Raw genomic sequence first — 21,531 nt, forward strand, 5'->3', positions numbered from 1 at the left:
GGAGCGCGTCCGTGAGGGGTGGTGGTCGGGTGAGGGGCTGGCGCTTAGTTCACGCAGGTGACGCCGTTGATGCTGGTCTGCGGGTGGTACGCGGCCGGAGCCACGCCACCGGCCGCGGCGCCGCCACCGCCGGTCCGCCCGGCCAGGCCCGCGGCGAACTGCTGCACCGCCTTCGGGTCGATCTGCACGATGCTCTGCCCATCGGGACTCCGGCCGTTGATCGTGATCACCGGAATCGTCTCGAAGGTCACGTTGCCGGACGCGAGCCCCTTCGCCTTGTCCGCGAACTGCAGCAGATCGAAGCCGGGATCCAGGACCAGCGACCGGTGCAGCGCGTCGGTCAGCCCGTTGAGCTTCGCCGGGTTGGTCAGTACTCCCGCCGAAAGCACCTTGTGCAGCGCGGAACCGAGGAACACCTGCTGCCGCACGATCCGGTCGAGATCGCCCCGCGGCAGGTTCTTTCGCTGCCGTACGAAGGAAAGCGCTTCGCCGCCGGTGACCGTGTGCAGGCCGGCGCTGAAATCCGCACCGGAGTCCTTGTCCTCGGTCGCGTGGCTGAGGCAGACGTCGACGCCGCCGAGCGCCTCGGTGATGAGGTAGAACCCGAGCAGGTTCACCTCGGCATAGTGGTCGATGCGCACCTGCGTGAGATTCTGAATGGTCTGAACCAGCGCCTTGCGGCCGACCTGATCCGAATCCCGTTCGATCCCCGCCGAGTCGCGGTCCCCGGACGCGCGCAGCTGGCTCGCGGCCGCGGCCTTCGCCGTGCCGTACACCGAGTTGATCTTCGCCTGGCCGCCGCGCGGAACGTCCACATAGGCGTCACGGGGGATCGAGATCGCCGTCGGTTTCCCGCCGTTCTTCGGCACTCGCAGGATGATCAGGGTGTCCGTGTTGATCGTGCCGGACTGCTCGGTGCGCAGCGTCTTGAGCATCGACAACGGCAGCGGGTTGCCCTGCATGTCGGTCCGCGCGTCGACGCCGACCAGCAGGATGTCCTCCGCGCCGTCGTCCGCCGGCGGCGCCTTGACGTCGGGCGTGTCCGAGTCACCGAGGATGTCCGTGGTGTGCAGATCACCCTGCACCTCGTGGTAGGTCAGATACGCGTAACCCGTTGCCACGAGTGCGATGACCGATATCAGCCCGAGCAGCGTCCGGCCGGCGATGCGCGGGATCGAACGTGCTCGCGCGGGCGGCTGTTCCCGCGTCCGCGGATAAGGCGTCGGCTTCGGCCTTTCGGCGCCGTCCTCGTCCAAAGCCGTTTCTCCCCCTGCTCTCCCCTGTCCCGTTGAACAGGTTAAAGCACCATCCTCAGTTCACGCAGGCGACTTCGCCACCTGTGATGGGCGGGGTGACGCTCGAGGGCGGCGGACTGGACACACTGGTCGATGCCGGGCTCGACCGTTTGGCCGAGTTCGGCGTTTTGCCGGTAGAAGTCGCTGTCGCGGGTGCGGAACTCGCTGTCGTGGGCGTCGGACTCGGCGTCCCGGACGTCGGACTCGCGTCGGGGGTGAGGTCGTCGACGAAGGTGTGCACCTGCGCCGGATCGACCCGCAGTACGTCCGCGCCGCCGATCGTGGCCGGACCCTGCACGGGAATGGTCTGGAACTCCACCCGGCCGCTGTCGAGCCCGCGCATCTGCGCGGCGAACTGCACCAGATCCCAGTTGTCCGAAAGCACCACGGACTTCTTCACGGCATCGATCACGTCGCTCAGCTTCGGCGGGTTCGCCAGCAGATCCGGCGACAGCACCTTGCGGGCCAGCCCGGACAGGAACGCCTGCTGCCGCGCGATCCGGTCCAGGTCGCCGTTCGGCAGGTCGTAGCGCTGCCGCACGAAGGCCAGCGCCTGCACGCCTTCGACCGTCTGGCGGCCCGCGGGCAGGTCGACCCCCGACTTGCGTTCGTGCACCGGCCCGTTCAGGCACACCTCGACGCCGCCGATCGCCTTGGTGACCTCGTAGAAGCTCGCCAGGTTCACCTCGGCGTACCGGTCGATCATGCCCGGTTTGCCCATGAAGTTCTCGAGTGTCGCGACCAGGTTCCGGCGGCCGGCCTGCTTGGCCTGACGGTCCGCGTCCGCGATGGACGAGCCCTTGCTCAGCAGTTGCTGGAACCGGTCGTTGTAGGCGTAGACGAAGGCGCCGTTGAGCTTGTGCTTGCCGTACCCGCCGGCGAGTTCCACCCACGAGTCACGCGGGAAGGAGATCGCGACCGCCTGCCTGCCGTCCTGCGGGATGTGCACGAGGATCATCGTGTCGGTCTGCTTCTCGCCGTCGGCTTCACCGGCGTGCAGCATGTCGAGCACCTGCTGGGGCAGCGGGTTGCCCTGCGCGTCGGTGCGGCTGTCCATGCCGACCAGCAGGATGTCGACCGCGCCGTCGAGCGGCACGGCGTGCAGCTGGTTGTCCTCGAAGACCTGGCTGGTGGCGAGCCCGTTGTTCGGGTCGCCGACGAACTGCCAGCCGTACCAGCTCGCCACGAGCACGACGACCGAGCAGAGGCTGACGATCGCTTTGCCGCCGCGTAGCGCGAACACCGCCAACCAGTGCCGGCGCCGCCTCGGCGACGGGATGGGCGGAGGGGGCCAGCCGGGCCCTTCCACGGCGTCCGGGCGGGTTGCCACCCCGTCGGTCACGCTCGCTCCTCCCGGGCCATCCCTGGTGAATGCTTCCAGATTACTGTTCTCCCTACAAAGACGCGTCTGGACTGGGTTACGTTGCCCTAGTTGTGTAAATCGAGGTACGGGAGGGTGACCATGCGGGTGCTGGTGACCGGGGGAGCGGGTTTCATCGGGTCGCACTACGTGCGGCAGGCGGTGTCGGGCGCGTACCCGTCGCTGGCCGACGCCGAGATCGTAGTGCTCGACAAGCTGACCTACGCCGGCAACCGGGCGAACCTGGCTCCGGTCGAGGCCGATCCGCGTTTCCGTTTCGTACCAGGGGATATCTGCGACGGCGTGGTGGTCTCGGAGGTGATGGCCGGGGTCGACCTGGTGGTGCATTTCGCCGCCGAGTCGCATGTGGACCGGTCCATCCTGGGGTCCGCCGACTTCGTGCTGACCAATGTGCTCGGTACGCAGACCCTGTTGCAGGCGGCGCTGAACGCGGGCGTCGGCAAGTTCGTGCACGTGTCGACCGACGAGGTGTACGGGTCGATCGCGGAGGGCTCGTGGCGGGAGGACCACGTGCTGGAGCCGAATTCCCCCTATTCGGCGTCGAAGGCGTCCTCGGATCTGTTCGCCCGCGCCTTCCATCGCACGCATGGGCTGCCCGTGTGTGTGACCCGGTGCTCGAACAACTACGGGCCGTACCAGTTCCCGGAAAAGGTCATTCCGCTGTTCGTCACCAATTTGCTCGATGGGGCCAAGGTCCCGCTGTACGGTGACGGGCTGAACGTTCGTGACTGGCTGCATGTGGACGACCACTGCCGGGGGATCCAGCTGGTCGCCGATGGTGGCCGCGCGGGCGAGATCTACAACATCGGTGGCGGTACGGAACTGCCCAACCGTGAGCTGACCGAGCGGCTGCTGGCCGCGGTCGGCGCGGGCTGGGACATGGTCGAGCAGGTGCCCGACCGGCTGGGCCACGACCGCCGGTACTCGGTGGACATCACGAAGATCAGCAGCGAGCTGGGGTACCGGGCCGAGGTGCCGTTCGACGCGGGCTTGGCCGACACCGTGCGGTGGTACCGCGAGCATCGCTCGTGGTGGGAACCGCTCAAGAAGCGCGCCGCGCTGGCAGGGAAGTGATGTGATGCTGAGTTTGCTGGTGCCCGGCGGTTCGGGCCAGCTCGGCCGCGACCTCGCCGCGCTTTCGTCGCCCTCGCTGGAGATCCTGGCGCCGGGGTCGGCGGAGCTGGACCTGACCAGCACGGGCGCGGTGGTGGCCGCGGTCAGCGAGCTGGCGGCACGGGCCCGCGCGGCGGACCGGCAGCCGATGGTGATCAACGCGGCCGCGTACACGGCGGTCGATGCGGCGGAGACCGACGAGCGGCGCGCGTTCGCGGTCAATGTGGACGGTCCGCGCGTGCTCGCCGCGGTGTGTTCGTCGCGGCGGGTGCCGCTGGTCCACGTGTCCACGGACTACGTGTTCCCGGGCGATGCCGACCGGCCGTACGAGCCCGAGGACGCTGTCGGTCCGCGGACCGCCTACGGCCGCACGAAGGCGGCCGGCGAGGACGCGGTGCTCGGCTCGGGCGCCCGGTCGTGGGTCGTGCGTACCGCCTGGGTGTACGGCGTGACCGGGGCGAACTTCGTGAAGACCATGGTGCGCCTGGAAGGTGAGCGTGAAACGCTGTCCGTTGTGGATGATCAGCGCGGCTCGCCCACCTGGTCGGCCGACCTCGCCGCGGGCCTGATCGAGCTGGCCCGGTCCATTGCGGACGGACGTGGCCCACAGCGGCGAGTGCTGCATTGCACGGGTGGTGGCGAGACCACGTGGTACGGCCTCACCCGGGCGATCTTCGAGGAGCTCGGCGCGGACCCCGAGCGGGTCAAGCCGTGTACGACAGACGAGTTCCCTCGCCCGGCGCCGCGGCCCGCGTATTCGGTGCTGTCGAACAAGTCCTGGGTGGACTCGGGGCTGACGCCGCTGCGGCCGTGGCGCGAGGCGTTGGCGGCCTACTTCGCCGCGGCGCGCCGATAGGCGGCGACGGTGGCGTCGGCGCACCGGCGCCAGGTGAAACCGGCGGCGTGCGCGCGGCGCGCGACGGACTTCGAGGCGGCGCGCGGCTCGGAGACGGCCTGCCGCATCGCCTCGGAAAGCGCTTCCACGTCCTGGTAAGGCACGAGATGCGCGTAACCGCCCGCGATCTCGCGCAGCGCGGGAATGTCGGTGCACACCACCGGCACGTCGCAGGCCAGCGCTTCCAGCACCGGCAGCCCGAAGCCTTCGTCGCGCGAGGGTAGGACCAGCGCCGAGGCGCCCGCGACCAGGTTCCGCAAGTCCACTTCGGACAGATAGCCGATGTGCTGGGCCCGGCTGGACACCCGCACCGGGCCGGGGCCGGCGAGTACCAGCGGCGGCAGGTCCGGGTTCGCGGCATGTGCCTTCATCAGCCAGTCCAGCCCTTTGCGCGGACCGGAAGCGCCGACGAACAGCAGGTACTCGGCGGGCAGCCGCAGCCGCGCGCGCATCTGCTCGTTCGGCGGCCGGCCGGTGAACCACGCGGCGTCCACGCCGAGCGGAGTCACCTCGATCTTCTCGCGCGGCACCTCGAGCCGCTCCGCGACCGTGTCGGCTGTCGCGGCGGTGGGGGTGCAGATGACGCGCGCCTCCGCGGCGCCCTGCCGGACCAGTTGCGGCAGTTCGCGGTCACTTGGCGGGAGTTCCTCGGGCGCGTCGAGGAAGGCGAGGTCGTGAATGGTGAGGACGCCGGCCGCCCACAGCGACCGGGGAAGTACGAAGTTGGTGCCGTGCAGCACATCCGAGCGTCCCGCGAACAGCTCGACCGGCGGGAACGTCGAGCGCAGCCACGCCTTGCGCAGCAGGCGGGCGGCGACCGGGGCACCGCGGGCGCGCACGCCGTGCGGCAGCACGTGCCGCAGCCGCTGCCAGCCCCGCAGGGTGAACGCGACCACGCGAGTGTCCACATCGGAGCGTGAGGCCAGCTCTTCGGCCAGCGACGCGGTGTACCTGCCGATGCCGGTCCGGTTGCCCAGCAACGGGGTCCCGTCGAGCAGCACTCTGAGCGGTCTAGGCACGGCCTCGCGCTACCTTCTTCAACCGGCCGGCCACCCGGCGGGCGAGTTCCTTCGGGCCGCCGTCGGCCAGGTACTCGCGCACCAGCGCCAGGTCCCGGCGGACGACTTCGCTGCCCCGCAAGGGATCCGCGACCACGAGGTCCGCCGCGCCGGCCAACCGGTCGGCGGCCGGGCGCGGGTTCCGGCAGTACTCGACGAGCGGGGCGAGCGCCTGCGGCCAGGTGTAGCGCTCCGCGACCTTCGCGATGCGTTCCTTGCAGGCGCTGGCGAACTCGGTGTCGTACATCGCGCGTTCGAGCGCTTCGGAAAGCGCTTCCTCGTCCTCGGCCGGGACGACCACGCCGAGCCTTTCGTCGCGCACCAGATCGGCGAACGCGTCACCGTCGGTGGTGACGATCGGCAGCCCCGCCCACAGGTAGTCCAGCACCCGGGTGCGGAACGCGAACGTGGTTTCGACGTGCTCGAAATGCGTGGTGACCCCGCAATCCGCGTCGAGCAGCCAGTTCTGCCGCTCGCCGTAGGGGACCCAGTGCTCGTTGAAGAACACGTGCTTGCCGGTGAGCCCGAGCCGGTCGGCCAGCCGCATGGTCTGCGCGCCGATGTCCATCTCGGCGACCTCGGGGTTCGGGTGCTTCATGCCGAGGAACACCAGCCGCGCGTCCGGCTGCCGCCGCCGGAGCCGGTCGATCGCGTTGACCAGGGTCAGCGGATCGAACCAGCTGTACACGCCGCCCGCCCACAGCACGACGTGGTCGGTGTCCGCGATGTTCAGCGTGGCGCGCAGGCCGGGCCCGGTGCGCGCGGGCGGCTCGGCCGGGAGTCCAAAGGGGACGACCGCGAGCAGCGACTGCGTCGTCGGGTCGGCGTCGTAGAGCCGGGGCGTGAGCCGGCCGAGCGCGGCGAGATGGCCGAGCCAGAAATGCCGCTGCCGCTGCGACGCGCACAGGAAGAAGTCGCCGCGTTCGAGTTGCGCGTCCAGCACCCTGGTGACGCCGGCGAGATCCGCGGCGCGCTGCTCGTCCGGCGCGCTCTTGCCCTGTTCGAGCAGCTCCAGGTGCATCGGGTCGTAGATGTCGCAGACGACGAGCTTGTTCGAGTCCTTCAACGCGGGCGCCATCTCGAGCACATGGCCCTGCAGGATGACGATGTCCGCCCACTCGACCGGCTCTGTCAGGTCGCGCTTGCGGGCGGCGCTGACCGGGAACGGCGCGGGCGGCGGCGCGGCGAGCGGGTTGACCGTCACGAGCCGGACATCGTGCTCGGGCGCCAGGATCGTGGCGATGTTCCAGGCGCGGATCGCGGGACCGGCCATCCGTTCGGTGATGGCGTCCCCGGTGATCACGAGGATCTTGCGCCGCTGCCCGAAAACGCTCTCGATCCCGAACGCTTCGACCAGGATCTCGTGCGCGGCGAGATAGCGCGGCAGCGGGTACGCCGGTTCCAAAGCCTTACGCAGCAAGGGAATCAAGTCGGCGTCGGTGCGCACCCGGGCGGCCTGCTCGGCCTTGCGGGACTCGGCGAGCGACGGCAGCAGCTCGACGAACTGGTCGACCGCGAGCATGCCCGCGAGCGTGGTCCGGGGGATCTCGACGGGCGCTGTCTCGACCGGCTTGACCCCGTGTCCCAGGTCGAGCTGCGTCGCGTCCAGTTCGCCGCGCGCGGTGGCCCGGCGGATCGCGAGCGCGAGCGCGGCGGGCAGCACCTTCGCCAGGGTCTCGTCGGAGACGTTCTTGTACAGCGCCGCGAGTGCGTTGCGCTCCAACAGGAACGTCTCGCGGCCGGTCTCGGGAGCGTCCACTTCGGACATCGTGGCGTGGTGGCGGTGGTAGGCGAGCGACTCGGGTACGTAACGCACCCGCCAGCCGCGCAGGTTCAGCCGCCAGCCCAGGTCGACGTCCTCGTAGAACATGAAGAACCGCTCGTCGAACCCGTCCAGCTCGGCGAACACCCCGGCCCGTACGAACATCGCCGAGCCGGTCGCGAACAGCACGTCCTTGGCGCTCTCGTGCTCGGCGGCGGGCACGTCCGCGAGTGGACTGCCCGCGTGCCGCTTGTAGCCCATGCCGAACCAGGTCAGTCCCGCGTCGACGAAGTCGACTCCGGTGCCTTCCCAGTCGACGACCTTGCTGGCCACCGCCGCGACCGTCGGGTCGGCCGCCAGCGCGGCGACCGCCGCGCGCGCCCAGTTCGCGTCCGGGCGGGCGTCGTTGTTCAGGAAGGCGAGCACGCTGCCCTGCGCGTGGCGCGCGCCGAGGTTGCAGCCGCCGGCGAAGCCGAGGTTCTCGGCCGACTCGATCAGCTGGACGTCCGGCACCGCGGCCTTGATGCGGGCGGCGTCGTCCCCGCCGGAGGCGTTGTCGACGCAGATGACCTCGAGCCGCGAGTAGTCCAGGTCGCTGGTGAGCGCGCGCAGGCACGTGATCGTGTCCTCCGCACCGCGGTAGTTCACCACGATCACCGAGACCAGCGGTAAGAGTATTGCCCCCTGAGTCACCGCGACCTCCTGCTTGCCAGCGCTCTCCGCGGAAGCTTAGCGAGGTGTCCAGTTTCGCCAGACTTGCCCTCGTGGGACCGTCGCGAGCCGGCCGATCCCGCGGCGGGCACGCAGCGTGGCGGGCAGCCGGACGAGGACCTCGGCGAGTACCTGGAAGCGCAACGGCAGGCGGAAGTTTTCCGCGCGCGGCACCTCCCGGCGCAGGGGTAGCGCGGCGGTGATCGCGGCGAATCGTGCCAGCTCACGGGCCGCGACGGTGGCGGGTGCGCAGCGAAGGAGGGTGAGCAGCCGGTTGCGCTCGTTCCACAGGTGGAACTGCCGCGAACCGGGCCGGGTGCTGACGCCGTGACGGTGTGTCACGCGCGCCTGGGGGACGGCCACGATTTCGTGGCCCGCGAGGCGCAGGCGCCACGCGGTGTCGGTGTCCTCGTAGTAGCAGAAGAAGTCCGCCGGAACGCCGCCGATCGCGCGCAGGACGTCGGCGCGCAGCAGCGCCGCGCCGCCGCAGAAGCCGAACACGGGCTCGTCGAGGGCGTCCGCGCCGGAGCCGTCCGCGGTGAGCCGCGTCCCGAGTGACTGCGGCGAGCCGTCAGGGCGATCGAGCCGGGCGCTCGCCGCGGCCGCGGTGCCGAGCGCGTCCTCCAGGGTGCCGAGCCAGTCCGGGGCCGGCGCGGCGTCGTCGTTGAGCCAGGCCATCAACGGTGTGTCCACAAGCGACACGGCCTTGGCCATCGCGCCCGCATACCCGAGATTGCGCGACAGCCGCACCACGCGTGGCTTCGACGGATGTTCGGCCAGCAGGCGGGCGGTGCCGTCGTCGGACGCGTTATCCACCACCATCGTCCTATGTGGACGATTCTGGGCGGCCAGCGCGTCGAGGCAGGCGGTCACGTGCCCGGCGCCGCGCCACGTCACGACCACCACCGTCGAGCTGACCTCCGTCACGGCGAGCACAATACGGCTCGTGCCGGAACTCGTGGTGATCGCCGAGCAGCTGCTGGCGCCGGTCCCGGGCGGGACCGGCCGCTACACCGCCGAGCTGCTGCGCGCGCTCGCCGCGACCGCGCCGCCCGGCTGGGAGGTCACCGGTGTCGTGGCGCGCCGCCCCGACGTGCGGCTGGACGGCGTCCGCGTGCTGCCGTTGCCGCCGCGCGCACTGATCGCGGCGTGGCAGCTGGGGCTGCCGTACTGGCCCGGTGGTGACGCCGTGCACGCGCCGACCCCGCTCGCGCCGCCGCGCGGCCGGGTGTCGGTGACGGTGCACGACACCGTGCCGTGGACCCATCCGGAAACGCTGACCCCGCGCGGTGTCACGTGGCACCGGACGATGATCCGGCGGGCGGCGCGACGGGCCCGTGGTCTGGTCGTACCGACGCAGGCCGTGGCCGACGACCTCCGGCGGTGGGTCCCGGTGCGGGCGCCGGTGCGGGTGGCCGGGCACGGCGTGGCGGCGGCGCTGTCGTCCGGTGTGGAGGTTGCTGACCTGCCAAAACGTTACGTACTGGCGGTCGGAACGCTCGAACCGCGCAAGGGCATCGAGGTGCTGCTCGACGCCATGACGGAGCTGGACGTGCCGCTGTTGCTGGTGGGCCAGCCCGGCTGGGGCGGGGTCGAGCCGCGCGGGGCCGGCGTCCGGGTGCTCGGCCGGGTGTCGGATGCCGAGCTGGCGACCGTGCTGCGGCACGCGAGCGTGCTCGCCGCGCCGAGTCTCGCGGAGGGGTTCGGCCTGCCCGTGCTGGAGGCGATGGCCGCCGGAGTGCCTGTCGTGCACTCGGATGCGCCCGCGCTCGTCGAGGTCGCCGGCGGTGCGGGCGTCTGTGTGCCGCGCGGAGACGCGAAGGCGCTGGCGGCGGGGCTGCGGGAGGTGCTGTCGTCGGCCGGGCGGGCGGGCGAACTGATCAAGGCCGGCCTGGCGCGGGCGGCGGAGTTCTCGTGGGAACGCGCCGCTGAGGCCGTTTGGAGTATTCACCAGGGGCCGAGATTGTGAGTTCCTGACCAAACGGACTACGAACGGTCGTACTCTGCACGGGTGGGAAGAGGCGAACCGAGCGTCCTGATCGATGCCACGGCGGTGCCCGCGGATCGTGGCGGGGTTGGTCGCTATGTCGATTCGCTCACGCAGGCGCTGGACGCGGACGGCGCGCTGATCAGCGTGGTGTGCCAGCCGCGGGACGTCGAGCTGTTCGCCCGGCTCGCCCCCCGGTCACGCATCGTGCCGGCCGGACCGTCCACGGTCACCCGGACGGCGCGCCTGGCGTGGGAGCAGACGACGCTGCCGATGCTCGCGCGGCGGTTGAACGTGCAGGTGGTCCACTCGCCGCACTACACGATGCCGCTCGCCAGCCCGGTCGCGTCGGTGGTCACCTTGCACGACGCGACGTTCTTCACCGACACCGTGCTGCACTCGTCGGTGAAGGCGCGGTTCTTCCGGACCTGGACGGCGACGGCCCTGCGGCGCGCGACGGCGTGTGTGGTGCCGAGTCACGCGACGGCGAATGAGCTGATGCGCGTGACGCATGCCCGGCCGCGGGCGCTGGAGATCATCGAGCACGGTGTCGACGTGGAGCGGTTCCACCCGCCGTCCGCGACGGAGATCAAGGCCGCCCGCGCGGCGATCGGTGTGGAGACGGCGCCGTACATCGCGTTCCTCGGCGCGCTCGAACCGCGGAAGAACGTGCCGGCGCTGATCCGCGGTTTCGCGAAGGCCGTCGAGCGGCGGCCGGACCCGCCCGCGCTGGTGCTGGCCGGACAGCCGGGCTGGGACACGCAGGTGGAGAAGGCACTGGACGCGGCGCCGTTGCGGCTGCGGGTGATCCGGGCCGGGTACCTGCCGTTCGACACGCTGGCGGGTTTCCTAGGTGGGGCGCAACTGGTGGCGTACCCGAGCCTGGGGGAGGGTTTCGGCCTGCCGGTGCTGGAGGCCATGGCGTGCGGCGCCTGTGTCCTCACGACGCGGCGGCTGTCACTCCCCGAAGTCGGCGGCGATGCGGTGGCCTACTGCGGTGTCGGCGCCGGGGACGTCGCGGTCGCGCTGTCGGAGCTGCTCGACGCCCCGGCACGCCGCGCGTCCCTCGCGGAAGCGGCTTTGCTGCGCGCGAAAGAATTCTCCTGGGCGACAAGCGCGGAGCGGCACCGCGAGGTGTACGGAAAGGCCTGGCTCTCACACCGGCGAGGGTGATACTCTTCGTCTTGCGAGGCCCCCTTAGGGCCGAGAAGTGAGCCCGTGGTGCGTCCGGACGGTCGTGTCGCGGGCTTTGCGCTTTCTAGATCTCGATGACTTTGGAGACAACCGGCATGATCCGGCGTCGCCAGTCGCCACCGGCGCCGTAACACCAGGCCACGGCGTCCGGAATCCAGAGCAGCGGCACGGACGCTGAATTCAGGTGTTCGTGCGTCAGGTCGGAATTCTTACGCCCCAACGTCTGATAGATCGTCGCCCTGTCATGCCGATCCTGTTCCTCGCGGCTGTCCAGCACCACTCGATGAGCCTGCACCTCGACGAGGTCGCAGATGGCCTGCTCCAGGCACCGTTGACGGCTCTGTTCCTCGGTTTTCGGCATGCATGCGGCTTCGTAGATGTTCGCGTTGACCGGCAGTTCGGCGATCCGGTCGGCGAGAAGGCGGCGTCGTGGCGGTTTCTCGGTCTTGAAATGCAGTTCACGTTGACCGGGGAGCAGCAATGCCGACAGCCGTTTGCGTGTGGGCGCCAGATCGGCCGGATCGATGACCGCGACACAAATGAAGTAGCGGTGGCCGCGTCCGGACTCGTCGATGAAGGCGTGCACTGGCATTCGCACATCGTGGCGGAAGGGTATGACAACTTTGCACAGGATCGCGGAGTAGCGCGGAGTGAGGCCAATCCCCCGCAACCCGCGCAGGGTCGCACCTGCGGGACGTAGTGAAGCGCGTCCCCCCCGCGATGTGGCACACCCCCGAACACTGCACAACTCCAACCCCGGCAGAATGAGCCGGGTGACCGAGCCGAAACGTTATGGCGACGGCGTGGCCGTGGTGGTGGTGACCTACTTCCCCGGTGACGACCTCGACCGGTTCCTCGACACGCTCGAGAAGGCGACCGCCCGCGACGTCCGGGTGGTGCTCGCCGACAACGACTCCACCGACGACGCGCTCGACCGGGCCGCGGAGCGCGAGTACGTCCACCTCCTGCGCATCGGCGAGAACCTCGGCTACGGCGGCGGCGCGAACCGGGGGGTGGCCGAGCTCGACGACACCTACGGCTGGGTTGTCATCTCGAACCCCGACCTCGAGTGGGAACCCGGCTCGCTCGACATACTCCTCGACGCCACGAAACGCTGGCCCCGCGGCGGCGCGTTCGGCCCGCTCATCCAGGAGCCCGACGGCACCGTCTATCCCTCGGCCCGGCTGCTGCCGTCCCTCGGTCGCGGGATCGGGCACGCCGTTTTCGCCAAGATCTGGCCGGCCAACCCGTGGACCCGCGCCTACCGCCAGGAACGCGCCCCCGTCGAACGCACCTCCGGCTGGCTCTCCGGCTCCTGCCAGCTGCTGCGCCGCGAGGCCTTCGACTCGGTGCAGGGCTTCGACTCGCGCTACTTCATGTACTTCGAGGACGTCGACCTCGGCGACCGCATCGGCCGCGCCGGTTGGCGGAACGTGTACGTGCCCTCCGCCGCGGTAACGCATATCGGTGGTACCGCGACTTCCCGGGCACCCAAGAAGATGCTGGCCGCACACCACGAAAGCGCGTACCGCTACCTCGCCGACCGCCACCGCGGCCCGGCCTGGAAACCGGTACTCGCCGCGATCAAGCTCGGGCTCGCGTTACGGCTGAAGCTCGAGACCCGCGGCCAGTAGCTCAGAAACCTTCGAGACGGCGGGAAAGGTCGGAGCGGCCGATGACCTGTGTGGTGGTGGGAATGAGGCCTTCGACCTCTTCCTCTTCCGGCTCGCGCGCGACCGGGCGCATGAACTGGGTGCCCGGCTTCGCGTCCAGGCTGCCCTGCACCGACTCGATCACCGACGACGGCACGACCGCGGTGACATCCGGATCACCCTCGTGGTCGATCTTGTCGACCACCGATCGGGGGATTTGCTGTGTGTTCGACGCGTCCATCGGCGAGACTGCGTCCTCGGGCGTCACCACGAACGCGCCACGCGCCCGTGCCCGGGCCAGCAACGCATCCGCTCGCTCTCGGGGGTCCATCCCCTCGGCCTCCCGACTCGACCTGAGGCCCTGTCCGACCAGAGCCGCCCGTGTGCTGTCTAGGGTAGGCCCTCCAGGGCGTCGCCGTCAGCAAATCGCACGGCTTGTCGCCCGGCCGGTGCTCGATAACGGGAGGAAACTGTGACGCCCACGCGAGATGTCGATGCCGTGGTGCTGGTAGGTGGCAAGGGAACCCGCCTGCGACCACTCACCTTGTCCGCTCCCAAGCCGATGCTGCCGACCGCGGGTGTGCCCTTCTTGACACATTTGCTTTCCCGGATCAGGTCCGCGGGCATCAACCATGTCGTGCTCGGCACGTCCTACCGCGCGGAGGTCTTCGAAGAGTTCTTCGGCGACGGCACCTCGCTCGGGCTGGAGCTCGAGTACGTCGTGGAGGATGAGCCACTCGACACCGGCGGCGCGATCCGCAACGTCTACGACCGGCTCCGCGCCGAGCACGCGGTGATCTTCAACGGGGACATCCTCTCGGGCGCCGATCTCGGCGCACTCGTGCAGGCGCACTGCAAGACCGGCGCCGACGTCACGCTCCATCTGCAGCGCGTCGACGACCCGAGCCGCTTCGGTTCGGTGCCGACGGACGAGAGCGGCCGGGTCACCGCGTTTCTCGAGAAGACGCCGAACCCCCCGACGGACCAGATCAACGCCGGCTGCTATGTCTTCCGCCGGTCAGTGGTCGAGTCCATTCCCGCGGGGCGCCGGGTGTCCGTCGAGCGCGAGACTTTTCCCGGCCTGCTCAAGGACGGCGCCCATGTCCACGGGTTCGTGGACGCCTCTTACTGGCTGGATGTCGGCACGCCCGAGGCGTTCGTGCGCGGTTCGGCGGACCTCGTCCGTGGCCTGGCACCGACGTCGGCGCTGCCGGGACCGGTGGGCGAGTCGCTCGTGCTCGGCGGCGCGAAGATCGCCGACGGGGCGGCCGTGTCCGGTGGTTCGACCATTGGCCCCGGTTCCGCGGTCGCCGCGGGCGCGCAGGTGACGGGGTCGGTGGTGTTCGACGGGGTCACGGTCGCCGAGGACGCGATCGTCGAGGATTCGGTGCTGGGTAAGGGTGCGACGGTCGGCAAGGGCGCTGTGCTGCGTGGTGTCGTGCTCGGCGACGGCGCGACCGTCGGCGCCGGCTGCGAGCTGGTTCGCGGTGCGCGGGTGTGGCCCGACATGACTTTGCCCGACTCGTCGATCCGGTTTTCGAGCGACTGCTAGTGCGCTATCGGCCACCGTTCACTGTGGACCTCGGCGCGGTGCTCGCACCGTTGCGCCGTGGCACGGGTGATCCGTGCTTCCGGGCCGAGGCGTCCGGGGTCACGTGGCTGACCGGCAACACGGCGGACGGGCCGGGCACGCTCGCGTTGCGGCGGTTCGCCGACGGGGAGATCGAGGCGCAGGCGTGGGGCGCGGGTGCGGACCGGTTGCTCGACGGGGTGCCCGCGCTGCTCGGCGCGGACGATGACGACAGCGGGTTCGTCGCACACCACCAGCCCGTGGCGGACGCGAGAAAGCGCTTACCCGGGTTGCGGCTCGGTTCGACCGGGCGGGTGTTCGACGTGCTGATTCCGGCGGTGCTGGAGCAGAAGGTCACCGGCCACGAGGCGCGGCGGTCGTGGCGTGAGCTGTGCCGGTGGTACGGCGAGCCGGCGCCGGGCCCGGCGCCCGAGCGGATGCGGGTGCCACCGACGCCGCGCGCGATCATGTCCATTGTGGACTGGAAGTGGCATCGGGCCGGGGTCGATCTCACCAGGCGCCGCGCGCTGATCTTCGCGGCGCAGGTCGCGCACCGGCTGGAGGGGGCGGCCGAACTGCGTGGCGAGGAGGGCCGGGCGCTGCTGCGGAAGGTGCCGGGCATCGGCGTCTGGACCGCGGCGGAAGTCGCCCAGCGCGCCTGGGGCGACGCGGATGCGGTCAGTTTCGGGGATTTCCACATCCCGGCGATCGTCGGCTATGCCCTGTTCGGTGAGCCACTCGACGACGAGGGCTTGGCGGAAGTGCTCGCGCCGTATGCCCCGCAGCGGCAACGGGCGGTGCGGTACTTGGAAGCGGCGGGGCACACTCGGCCGCGGTTTGGGCCGCGTATGGCCGTCCGGGATTACCGGGCTATGTGACGTCGAGCGCGGCTTTGGCGATGGCGAGGGCTTCAGACGACGAGATCCCCAGCGCGCGACACGTCGCGGCGTACGTCGAAGCCGCATCGCGAGCCAGCCGCCGGGACTCGTCGCCGGACGACGACACGAAACTGCCCGCCCGGCCACGGGTCTCGATCAGCCCGGCTTCTTCCAGTTCGCGGTAGGCGCGGGCGATGGTGTTCGGCGCGATGCCGACGTCGGCCGCGAGTTGGCGCACCGTCGGCAACTTCGTCCCGACCGCGAGCCGCCCGTCGTTGATCTGGTCCGCCAGCGACGACCGCACCTGCTCGTACGGCGGCACGGACGACCGGGCGTCGACGGAGACGATCATCGTGCGGCCGCCAGCAGTTCCGCCAGATCCTCCGAACCCGCGGGCAACGCGTCGACGGGCCACCACCGCAGGTCATCGGACTCGTCGCTGCGCACCGGCTCGGCACCGCGTGGCGCCCGCACCACGAACCGGACGTCGAAATGCCGCGTGGGCAAACCGAGCGAGCAAGTGATCGGATGCACGTCGAGGTGCACCGGCTCGGGCTCCAGGTGCAGCTCCGCGATCCCCGACTCCTCCCGCGCCTCGCGGAGCGCCGCCCCGGCGAGGGTGGTGTCCGTGGGCTCGCAATGCCCGCCCAGTTGCAGCCACCGGCCCACCCGCGGATGCAGCGTCAGCAACACCCGCGAGCGATCGGCGTCGAGCAGCACGGCGGAGGCGGTGAGATGCCCAGCCTCGCACGAGCGCAGGCACGAATCCTCCCGTGCGGCAAGGAATCCGAGGAACGCCTGCCGCAACGACTCCTGCGCGGCCGAACCCGGTCGCCACTTGTCCAAAGTGGACATGGCGTCGAGCCTCACAGCTCCACCAGTCCCTCTGTGCCGGCAGGAGGACGCGCCCCGGCCGGAGCCACCGGATGACCGATCGCCACCGCACCCAGCGGCTGCCAGTTCGCGTCGAGCCCGAGCACCTCACGGACGACGTCGGCCGCGAAGATCGTCGAGCCGATCCAGCACGAACCCAAATCCTCGGCGGCCAGCGCGACCAGCAAGCCCTGCACCGCCGCACCACCGGCGACCGCGAACATCGTGCGCTCGCAGTCGTTCCGGCGCGCGTCGGAATACGTGTGCGCGCCGTCGGGAATGAGGAACGGCAACACGACCTCGGGCGCGTTGAACAGGATGTCCCCGCGGCCCAGCCGTTTCGCCACCTGCTCGTCGGTGAACCCGTCCCCGTGCAGGTCCGCCCGCCACGACTCCCGCATCGCCTCGAGCAGCTTCGTGCGCAGCCCCTGGTCGCGCAACCACACGAACCGCACCGGCTTCGTGTGGTGCGGCGCCGGGGCCGTCAGTGCGGCGGCGACCGACCGTCGCATCGCCTCGGGATCCACGGGTTCGTCGCTGAACTCGCGCACCGACCGGCGCGCGAGCACGGCTTCACGCCGCCCCTGGGCGATCGCCTCGGCGACACCGAGCCGGAACATGTCCTCGTCGAGCGGTCGTACCAGTTTGCGTGCTGTCGACTTGTCGTCTACAAGGGACAGTCCACGAACGACGGCCACGGGGGTCGCCTTCAGCTTGCCCTTGACGAGATCCGCGGCCGCGGCCACCTCGTCGGCGACGGCGATCTCGGTGACCTGCAGCTCGTTGCCCTGCGCGTCGATCTCGCCTTCGTACGAATGCAGCACTTCGAGACCGGACGAGCCGATCGCGGCGTCGGTCTGGCCGACACGCCAGGCGCGGCCCATGGTGTCCGTGACGACGACGGCGACCTCGACACCCAGCCGTTCCCGCAGGCCGTTGCGCAGCGCGAGTGCCGACGCGTCCGGATCCGCCGGCAGCAGGGCGATCTCACCCTGGTCCACATTGGACGCGTCGACCCCGGAGGCGGCCTGCACGACCCCGATCCCGTTCTGCGTGATCATCGTGCGGCCGAAGCGGGCGACCACCCGCACCGCTTCCTGTTCGACGAGCTTCCGCCGCTCCTCGTCGCGTACTTCCGGATCCGACGGCACGCGCACCAGCCGGCCCTCGATCTTCGACACGACCTTGCTGGTCACCACGACGACGTCGCCGGAACGCAGCCACCGGGCCGCGGCCACGATCGCGCCGGTCAGGTCGTCGCCCGGCCGGAACTCCGGCAGCCCCTCGACCGGCAGGATCTCCAGCCGTGCGGCGGAATGCTCAGTCAACGTCCACTCCGGACAGTTCGAGTGCCGCGCGGGCCATCGCCGCCGTCGCGGCCACGTCGGTCATCAGCAGCGGCACGGCCCGCACCGCGACGCCGGGCACGTGCACGCTCTCCCCGGACGCCACGAGCCACCCGTCGAGCAGCCCGTCCTCCGAGGTGTGGCGTGACCCGAAGTGACGCCCGACGGCCTCCGCCGACGTCTCCACCCCGATCGCCGTCAGGCACGCGTCCGCCATGCCCCGCACGGCTTTCCCGCCGATGATGGGGGACACCCCGACCACCCCCGCCTCGGTCTTGCGCAGCGCCTGCCGCACGCCGGGCACGGCCAGCACCGTCCCGACCGACACCACCGGGTTCGACGGCGCGAACAACACGGCGTCCGCCTCGGCGATCGCCTCCAGCACACCCGGCCCCGGTTTCGCCTCGTCCGCGCCCACCGGCACGATCGAATGCGCGGGCATCTCGGCGCGGTAGCGCACCCACCATTCCTGGAAGTGGATGGCCTTGCGCTGCTCGGGCTGCTCCGGATCGTCGATCACGACATGCGTCTCGACCCGGTCGTCGCTCATCGGCAGCAGCCGCACGCCGGGCTGCCACCGGTCGCACAACGCCTCGGTGACCGCGGACAGCGGGTAGTCGGCGCGCAGCATCTGACTGCGGATCAGGTGCGTCGCCACATCCTTGTCACCGAGCCCGAACCAGCTCGGCTCGGCGCCGTACGCGGCCAGCTCGTCCTTGACCACCCAGGTTTCGCCCTGGTGGCCCCAGCCTCTCTCGGTGTCGATCCCGCCGCCCAGGGTGTACATGCACGTGTCGAGATCCGGGCAGATCCGCAGGCCGTGCATCCACACGTCGTCGCCGGTGTTCACCAGCGCGGTGATCTCGTGCGCCGAGTCACCCGGACCGATGGCGGGCAGGCCGAGCGCGGCCTTCACGCCGAGCAGGAACCGGGCACCGCCGACCCCGCCGACTACTACGACAACCTTCACAGCGAGCGATCCTTCCACGCCGGAACCCAGTAGCGGTACCGATGGTGCTCGCGGAACCCGAGCGTCTCGTACAGGGCCAGCGCCGGGGAGTTGCCGACGGCGACCTGGAGCACACACTCGGTCGCGCCGCGCCCGGCCGCCCAGGAGCCGGCACCGGCCATCAGCGCCCGGGCGAGCCCGCGCCGCCGGTGTTCCGGCCGGACGGCCAGGCGCGAGATGTGCAGCAACTCGCCGACGACCGCGGTCCGCACCGCACCCGCCGTGATCTCCGCCACGCCGTGGCCGATCTCGCCGGTCGTCAGCACGTGCCGCTGTGCCGGCGTCGGCTCGGCGGTTCCGGCCACCAGTTCCCACCAGCCGGCCGACGGCTCGGGCAGGAACGAGACCCCGTCACCACCGCGGCCCAGCGGCCCGACGAGCACCGCGACCAGGTGTCCGGCGGCGTGTCCGGTGTCGGGCAGCCAGCCCGCGGCTTCGATGGCGCGTTCGGTCTCGGAGCCGGAGATTGCCTGCACGACCGGCGGAATGCCGTGGGCGTGGGAGAAGTCACAGACCCGGTCGATGGCCTCGGGCAGCGGCACCCCGGGGTCGCCGATCGCCAGCGCACTGTTCGCGCGCCCGGTGAAACCCGAAGCCGCACGTAGCCGCCAGTCACCCAGCGGTTCTTCGGTCACGGGACGCCAGGCTTCGGCGCACAACAGCTCGATAGTCTCCGCGCGATCCATGATGACAAGTGTGCATGGATAAGGGTGGCCTTACCTGGGAATGGCAGTCTGTGGCCGCGTAATGTCCGAGGTCGTAGCTGGATCTCATTCACACAGCAGGAGTGCGCAGTGACCTACGTGATCGCCGAGCCCTGCGTCGACGTGCTCGACAAGGCGTGCATCGACGAGTGCCCAGTCGACTGCATCTACGAGGGCGACCGGATGTTGTACATCCACCCCGACGAGTGCGTGGACTGTGGCGCATGTGAGCCGGTCTGCCCGGTGGAAGCCATCTACTACGAGGACGACGTCCCCGACGAGTGGGCTGCCTACACCAAGGCCAACGTGGACTTCTTCGACAAGCTCGGGTCACCCGGCGGGGCGTCGAAGGTCGGCAAGACCGGTGACGACCCGCAGTGGATCAAGGACCTGCCCCCGCAGGGCGAATGACCGCACTGCCCGACTTTCCCTGGGACTCCCTCGCCGCGGCCAAGGCGACCGCGAACGCCCACCCGGGCGGCGCGGTCGACCTGTCCGTCGGGACGCCGGTCGACCCGGTCGCGCCCGCGATCCGGGACGCGCTGGCGTCGGTGTCGGAGATCCCCGGCTATCCCCAGACACACGGCACGCCCGCGTTGCGGGCCGCCGCGGTCGAGTCGTTGCGCCGCCGGCACGGGGTGACCGGGCTCGAGCCGGACGCCGTGCTGCCGACCATCGGCTCCAAGGAGATGGTGGCCTGGCTGCCGAAGCTGCTCGGTCTCGGACCGGGTGACACGGTGGTCATCCCGGAGCTGGCGTACCCGACGTACGAGGTCGGCGCGCTGCTCGCCGGGACGTCCGTGCTGCGCGCGGACAGTCTCGTCGCGCTCGGGCCGCAGCGCCCGGCGATGATCTGGCTCAACTCGCCGTCCAACCCGACCGGCCGCGTGCTCGGCGCCGACCATCTGCGCAAGGTCGTCGACTGGGCGCGCGAGCGGGATGTGCTCGTGGTCTCCGACGAGTGCTATCTCGCGCTGGGCTGGGAGGGTGAGCCGGTCTCGGTGCTGCACTCGTCGGTCAACGGCGGCAGCACGGCGGGACTGCTCGCCGTGCATTCGCTGTCCAAGACGGCCAGCCTCGCCAGCTACCGCGCCGGGTTCGTCACCGGTGACCCGGCGGTCGTGGCGCGACTGCTGGAAGTCCGCAAGCACGCCGGCATGATCGTGCCGCGGCCCGTCCAGGAGGCGATGACGGTCGCGCTCGCCGACGACGATGTGCTGGCCACCCAGCGGGAGCGCTACGCGCGGCGCCGGACGGTGCTGCAGAAGGCGTTGCTGGCCAACGATTTCCAGATCGACTATTCCGAAGCCGGGCTGTACCTGTGGGCCACCCGCGGTGAGGACTCCTGGCAGACCGTGGACTGGCTGGCCGAACGCGGCATCCTGGTCGCCCCCGGCACCTTCTACGGTCCGACCGGCGGCAAGCACGTGCGCGTCGCGCTGACCGCGACCGACGAACGGGTCGAGGCCGCCGCCGAGAGGCTCCAGCAGCCTCAGTAGTCCTTGCCCGTGAAACCCCGGTAGAGGAAGCGAGTAAGCGCTTCCACGACGTCCTCTTCGGACAGTTCGGGTAGGACGGTGCGCCACATCTGGACGAAGTTGTCGACCATCGCGGCCATCATCGTGACACTGACCCGCGGCTCGGCCGGAAGGTCCAGCCCGTCGAGATGGCCGAGCAAGTCCGCCGCCTCGTTCGCGCCGAAGCGGGCGAGGCGTTCGGCGAACGTGGTGCTCACCAGCGCCGCCTGCTGCAGCGCGCGCATGGTCGGGGCGTTCTTCCGGTAGAAGTCCAGGTAGGCCTGGACATGCCAGCGGATCGCGTCCGGATCGGCGAAGTCGCTCTTGTGACCGGCCTGGGTGGCCGCCTCGTCGCTTTCCGCGGACATATCCGTGAGCAGTGCTTCGAGTAGCTCTTCCTTGCCCGCGAAGTGGTTGTAGAAGGAACCGGCCGCGCGTCCCGCTTCCGCGGTGATGTCGGTGATCTTGGTGTTCAGGTAGCCGCGGTCGGCGAACAACCGCTTGGCCGCTTCCTTCAGCGCGGCCTCCGTCTCGGCCGCCTTGTCCTTGCGCTTCACGGCACCTCCTTGACAGGAACGCTAGCAGC

The 21,531-nt window shown here is 70.4% G+C and carries 22 protein-coding genes; 9 read left to right on the forward strand and 13 right to left on the reverse strand.

The window, feature by feature from the left end; genetic code table 11:
• Positions 1 to 44: 44 nt before the first annotated feature.
• Together LOZ83_RS33430 and LOZ83_RS33435 are read right to left on the reverse strand one after the other, a co-directional pair.
• Positions 45 to 1,256, reverse strand: a complete 1,212-nt coding sequence (locus tag LOZ83_RS33430) for an LCP family protein (RefSeq protein WP_236795761.1) — start codon at positions 1,254 to 1,256, stop codon at positions 45 to 47.
• Between the two features lie 55 nt (positions 1,257 to 1,311).
• Positions 1,312 to 2,637, reverse strand: a complete 1,326-nt coding sequence (locus tag LOZ83_RS33435; RefSeq protein ID WP_236795762.1) for an LCP family protein — start codon at positions 2,635 to 2,637, stop codon at positions 1,312 to 1,314.
• Between the two features lie 120 nt (positions 2,638 to 2,757).
• On the opposite strand from LOZ83_RS33435, the gene rfbB reads away from it, so the two are divergent.
• Together rfbB and rfbD are read left to right on the forward strand one after the other, a co-directional pair.
• Positions 2,758 to 3,750, forward strand: coding sequence for a dTDP-glucose 4,6-dehydratase (gene rfbB, locus LOZ83_RS33440; RefSeq protein ID WP_236795992.1), 993 nt, complete (start codon positions 2,758 to 2,760; stop codon positions 3,748 to 3,750).
• 4 nt (positions 3,751 to 3,754) lie between these two features.
• Positions 3,755 to 4,645 carry a dTDP-4-dehydrorhamnose reductase gene (rfbD, locus tag LOZ83_RS33445; protein WP_236795763.1) on the forward strand — a complete coding sequence of 297 codons (891 nt, stop codon included), beginning with the start codon at positions 3,755 to 3,757 and terminating at the stop codon, positions 4,643 to 4,645.
• On the opposite strand, the gene LOZ83_RS33450 is transcribed toward rfbD, so the two are convergent.
• The 3 genes from LOZ83_RS33450 to LOZ83_RS33460 are packed head-to-tail and all read right to left on the reverse strand — an operon-like array spanning position 4,621 to position 9,151.
• Positions 4,621 to 5,703 (reverse strand): glycosyltransferase family 1 protein, encoded by a 1,083-nt coding sequence (locus tag LOZ83_RS33450; protein ID WP_236795764.1) that lies wholly within the window; start codon positions 5,701 to 5,703, stop codon positions 4,621 to 4,623. The two genes, rfbD and LOZ83_RS33450, sit on opposite strands and share 25 nt — an antisense overlap.
• Complete coding sequence (locus LOZ83_RS33455) at positions 5,696 to 8,197, reverse strand: glycosyltransferase (RefSeq protein ID WP_236795765.1); 2,502 nt, start codon at positions 8,195 to 8,197, stop codon at positions 5,696 to 5,698. Before LOZ83_RS33455 ends, LOZ83_RS33450 begins: the two co-directional genes overlap by 8 nt.
• Before the next feature lie 36 nt (positions 8,198 to 8,233).
• The gene (locus LOZ83_RS33460; protein WP_374202745.1) at positions 8,234 to 9,151 is read right to left on the reverse strand and encodes a glycosyltransferase family 2 protein; all 918 of its coding nucleotides are present in this window, start codon (positions 9,149 to 9,151) and stop codon (positions 8,234 to 8,236) included.
• A 10-nt stretch (positions 9,152 to 9,161) separates the two neighbouring features.
• Here LOZ83_RS33460 and LOZ83_RS33465 point away from each other — a divergent pair, with 10 nt between their 5' ends.
• Both LOZ83_RS33465 and LOZ83_RS33470 read left to right on the forward strand, forming a co-directional pair.
• The gene (locus LOZ83_RS33465; protein WP_236795767.1) at positions 9,162 to 10,184 is read left to right on the forward strand and encodes a glycosyltransferase family 1 protein; all 1,023 of its coding nucleotides are present in this window, start codon (positions 9,162 to 9,164) and stop codon (positions 10,182 to 10,184) included.
• A 42-nt stretch (positions 10,185 to 10,226) separates the two neighbouring features.
• Positions 10,227 to 11,375, forward strand: coding sequence for a glycosyltransferase family 1 protein (locus LOZ83_RS33470; RefSeq protein WP_236795768.1), 1,149 nt, complete (start codon positions 10,227 to 10,229; stop codon positions 11,373 to 11,375).
• 85 nt (positions 11,376 to 11,460) lie between these two features.
• On the opposite strand, the gene LOZ83_RS33475 is transcribed toward LOZ83_RS33470, so the two are convergent.
• A complete protein-coding gene (locus tag LOZ83_RS33475) occupies positions 11,461 to 11,988 on the reverse strand; it encodes a hypothetical protein (protein WP_236795769.1) in 528 nt (175 codons plus the stop codon).
• A 172-nt stretch (positions 11,989 to 12,160) separates the two neighbouring features.
• On the opposite strand from LOZ83_RS33475, the gene LOZ83_RS33480 reads away from it, so the two are divergent.
• Positions 12,161 to 13,030, forward strand: coding sequence for a glycosyltransferase family 2 protein (locus LOZ83_RS33480; protein WP_236795770.1), 870 nt, complete (start codon positions 12,161 to 12,163; stop codon positions 13,028 to 13,030).
• A 1-nt stretch (position 13,031) separates the two neighbouring features.
• Here LOZ83_RS33480 and LOZ83_RS33485 read toward each other — a convergent pair whose 3' ends face one another.
• Positions 13,032 to 13,379 carry a hypothetical protein gene (locus LOZ83_RS33485; RefSeq protein ID WP_236795771.1) on the reverse strand — a complete coding sequence of 116 codons (348 nt, stop codon included), beginning with the start codon at positions 13,377 to 13,379 and terminating at the stop codon, positions 13,032 to 13,034.
• 141 nt (positions 13,380 to 13,520) lie between these two features.
• Here LOZ83_RS33485 and LOZ83_RS33490 point away from each other — a divergent pair, with 141 nt between their 5' ends.
• Together LOZ83_RS33490 and LOZ83_RS33495 are read left to right on the forward strand one after the other, a co-directional pair.
• Positions 13,521 to 14,600 carry a sugar phosphate nucleotidyltransferase gene (locus LOZ83_RS33490; RefSeq protein ID WP_236795772.1) on the forward strand — a complete coding sequence of 360 codons (1,080 nt, stop codon included), beginning with the start codon at positions 13,521 to 13,523 and terminating at the stop codon, positions 14,598 to 14,600.
• Positions 14,600 to 15,496 carry a DNA-3-methyladenine glycosylase gene (locus LOZ83_RS33495; protein ID WP_236795773.1) on the forward strand — a complete coding sequence of 299 codons (897 nt, stop codon included), beginning with the start codon at positions 14,600 to 14,602 and terminating at the stop codon, positions 15,494 to 15,496. The genes LOZ83_RS33490 and LOZ83_RS33495 overlap by 1 nt, the downstream gene beginning before the upstream one ends.
• Here the strand turns inward: LOZ83_RS33495 and LOZ83_RS33500 are convergent.
• Genes LOZ83_RS33500 through LOZ83_RS33520 form a run of 5 tightly spaced genes read right to left on the reverse strand, consistent with a single transcriptional unit; the run spans position 15,489 to position 19,410 of the window.
• Positions 15,489 to 15,848, reverse strand: a complete 360-nt coding sequence (locus tag LOZ83_RS33500; RefSeq protein ID WP_236795774.1) for a GntR family transcriptional regulator — start codon at positions 15,846 to 15,848, stop codon at positions 15,489 to 15,491. The two genes, LOZ83_RS33495 and LOZ83_RS33500, sit on opposite strands and share 8 nt — an antisense overlap.
• Complete coding sequence (locus tag LOZ83_RS33505; RefSeq protein ID WP_236795993.1) at positions 15,845 to 16,351, reverse strand: NUDIX hydrolase; 507 nt, start codon at positions 16,349 to 16,351, stop codon at positions 15,845 to 15,847. The genes LOZ83_RS33500 and LOZ83_RS33505 overlap by 4 nt, the downstream gene beginning before the upstream one ends.
• Positions 16,352 to 16,362: 11 nt before the next feature.
• Positions 16,363 to 17,697: a coenzyme F420-0:L-glutamate ligase gene (locus LOZ83_RS33510; protein WP_236795776.1), complete on the reverse strand. Its 1,335-nt coding sequence runs from the start codon at positions 17,695 to 17,697 to the stop codon at positions 16,363 to 16,365.
• Positions 17,690 to 18,685: a 2-phospho-L-lactate transferase gene (gene cofD, locus LOZ83_RS33515; RefSeq protein ID WP_236795778.1), complete on the reverse strand. Its 996-nt coding sequence runs from the start codon at positions 18,683 to 18,685 to the stop codon at positions 17,690 to 17,692. Before cofD ends, LOZ83_RS33510 begins: the two co-directional genes overlap by 8 nt.
• Entirely contained in the window at positions 18,682 to 19,410 is a 729-nt protein-coding gene (locus tag LOZ83_RS33520; RefSeq protein WP_236795779.1) for an N-acetyltransferase, read from the reverse strand. Before LOZ83_RS33520 ends, cofD begins: the two co-directional genes overlap by 4 nt.
• Before the next feature lie 108 nt (positions 19,411 to 19,518).
• Between LOZ83_RS33520 and fdxA the strand changes: the two genes are divergently transcribed.
• Entirely contained in the window at positions 19,519 to 19,839 is a 321-nt protein-coding gene (fdxA, locus tag LOZ83_RS33525) for a ferredoxin (RefSeq protein ID WP_236795781.1), read from the forward strand.
• Positions 19,836 to 20,927: a succinyldiaminopimelate transaminase gene (gene dapC, locus LOZ83_RS33530; RefSeq protein WP_236795783.1), complete on the forward strand. Its 1,092-nt coding sequence runs from the start codon at positions 19,836 to 19,838 to the stop codon at positions 20,925 to 20,927. The genes fdxA and dapC overlap by 4 nt, the downstream gene beginning before the upstream one ends.
• Here the strand turns inward: dapC and LOZ83_RS33535 are convergent.
• Positions 20,921 to 21,502, reverse strand: a complete 582-nt coding sequence (locus LOZ83_RS33535) for a TetR/AcrR family transcriptional regulator (RefSeq protein WP_236795784.1) — start codon at positions 21,500 to 21,502, stop codon at positions 20,921 to 20,923. The two genes, dapC and LOZ83_RS33535, sit on opposite strands and share 7 nt — an antisense overlap.
• Positions 21,503 to 21,531: the final 29 nt, after the last annotated feature.

It is taken from the genome of Amycolatopsis sp. GM8 (genome assembly GCF_021653975.1).
Taxonomy (GTDB): domain Bacteria; phylum Actinomycetota; class Actinomycetes; order Mycobacteriales; family Pseudonocardiaceae; genus Amycolatopsis_E.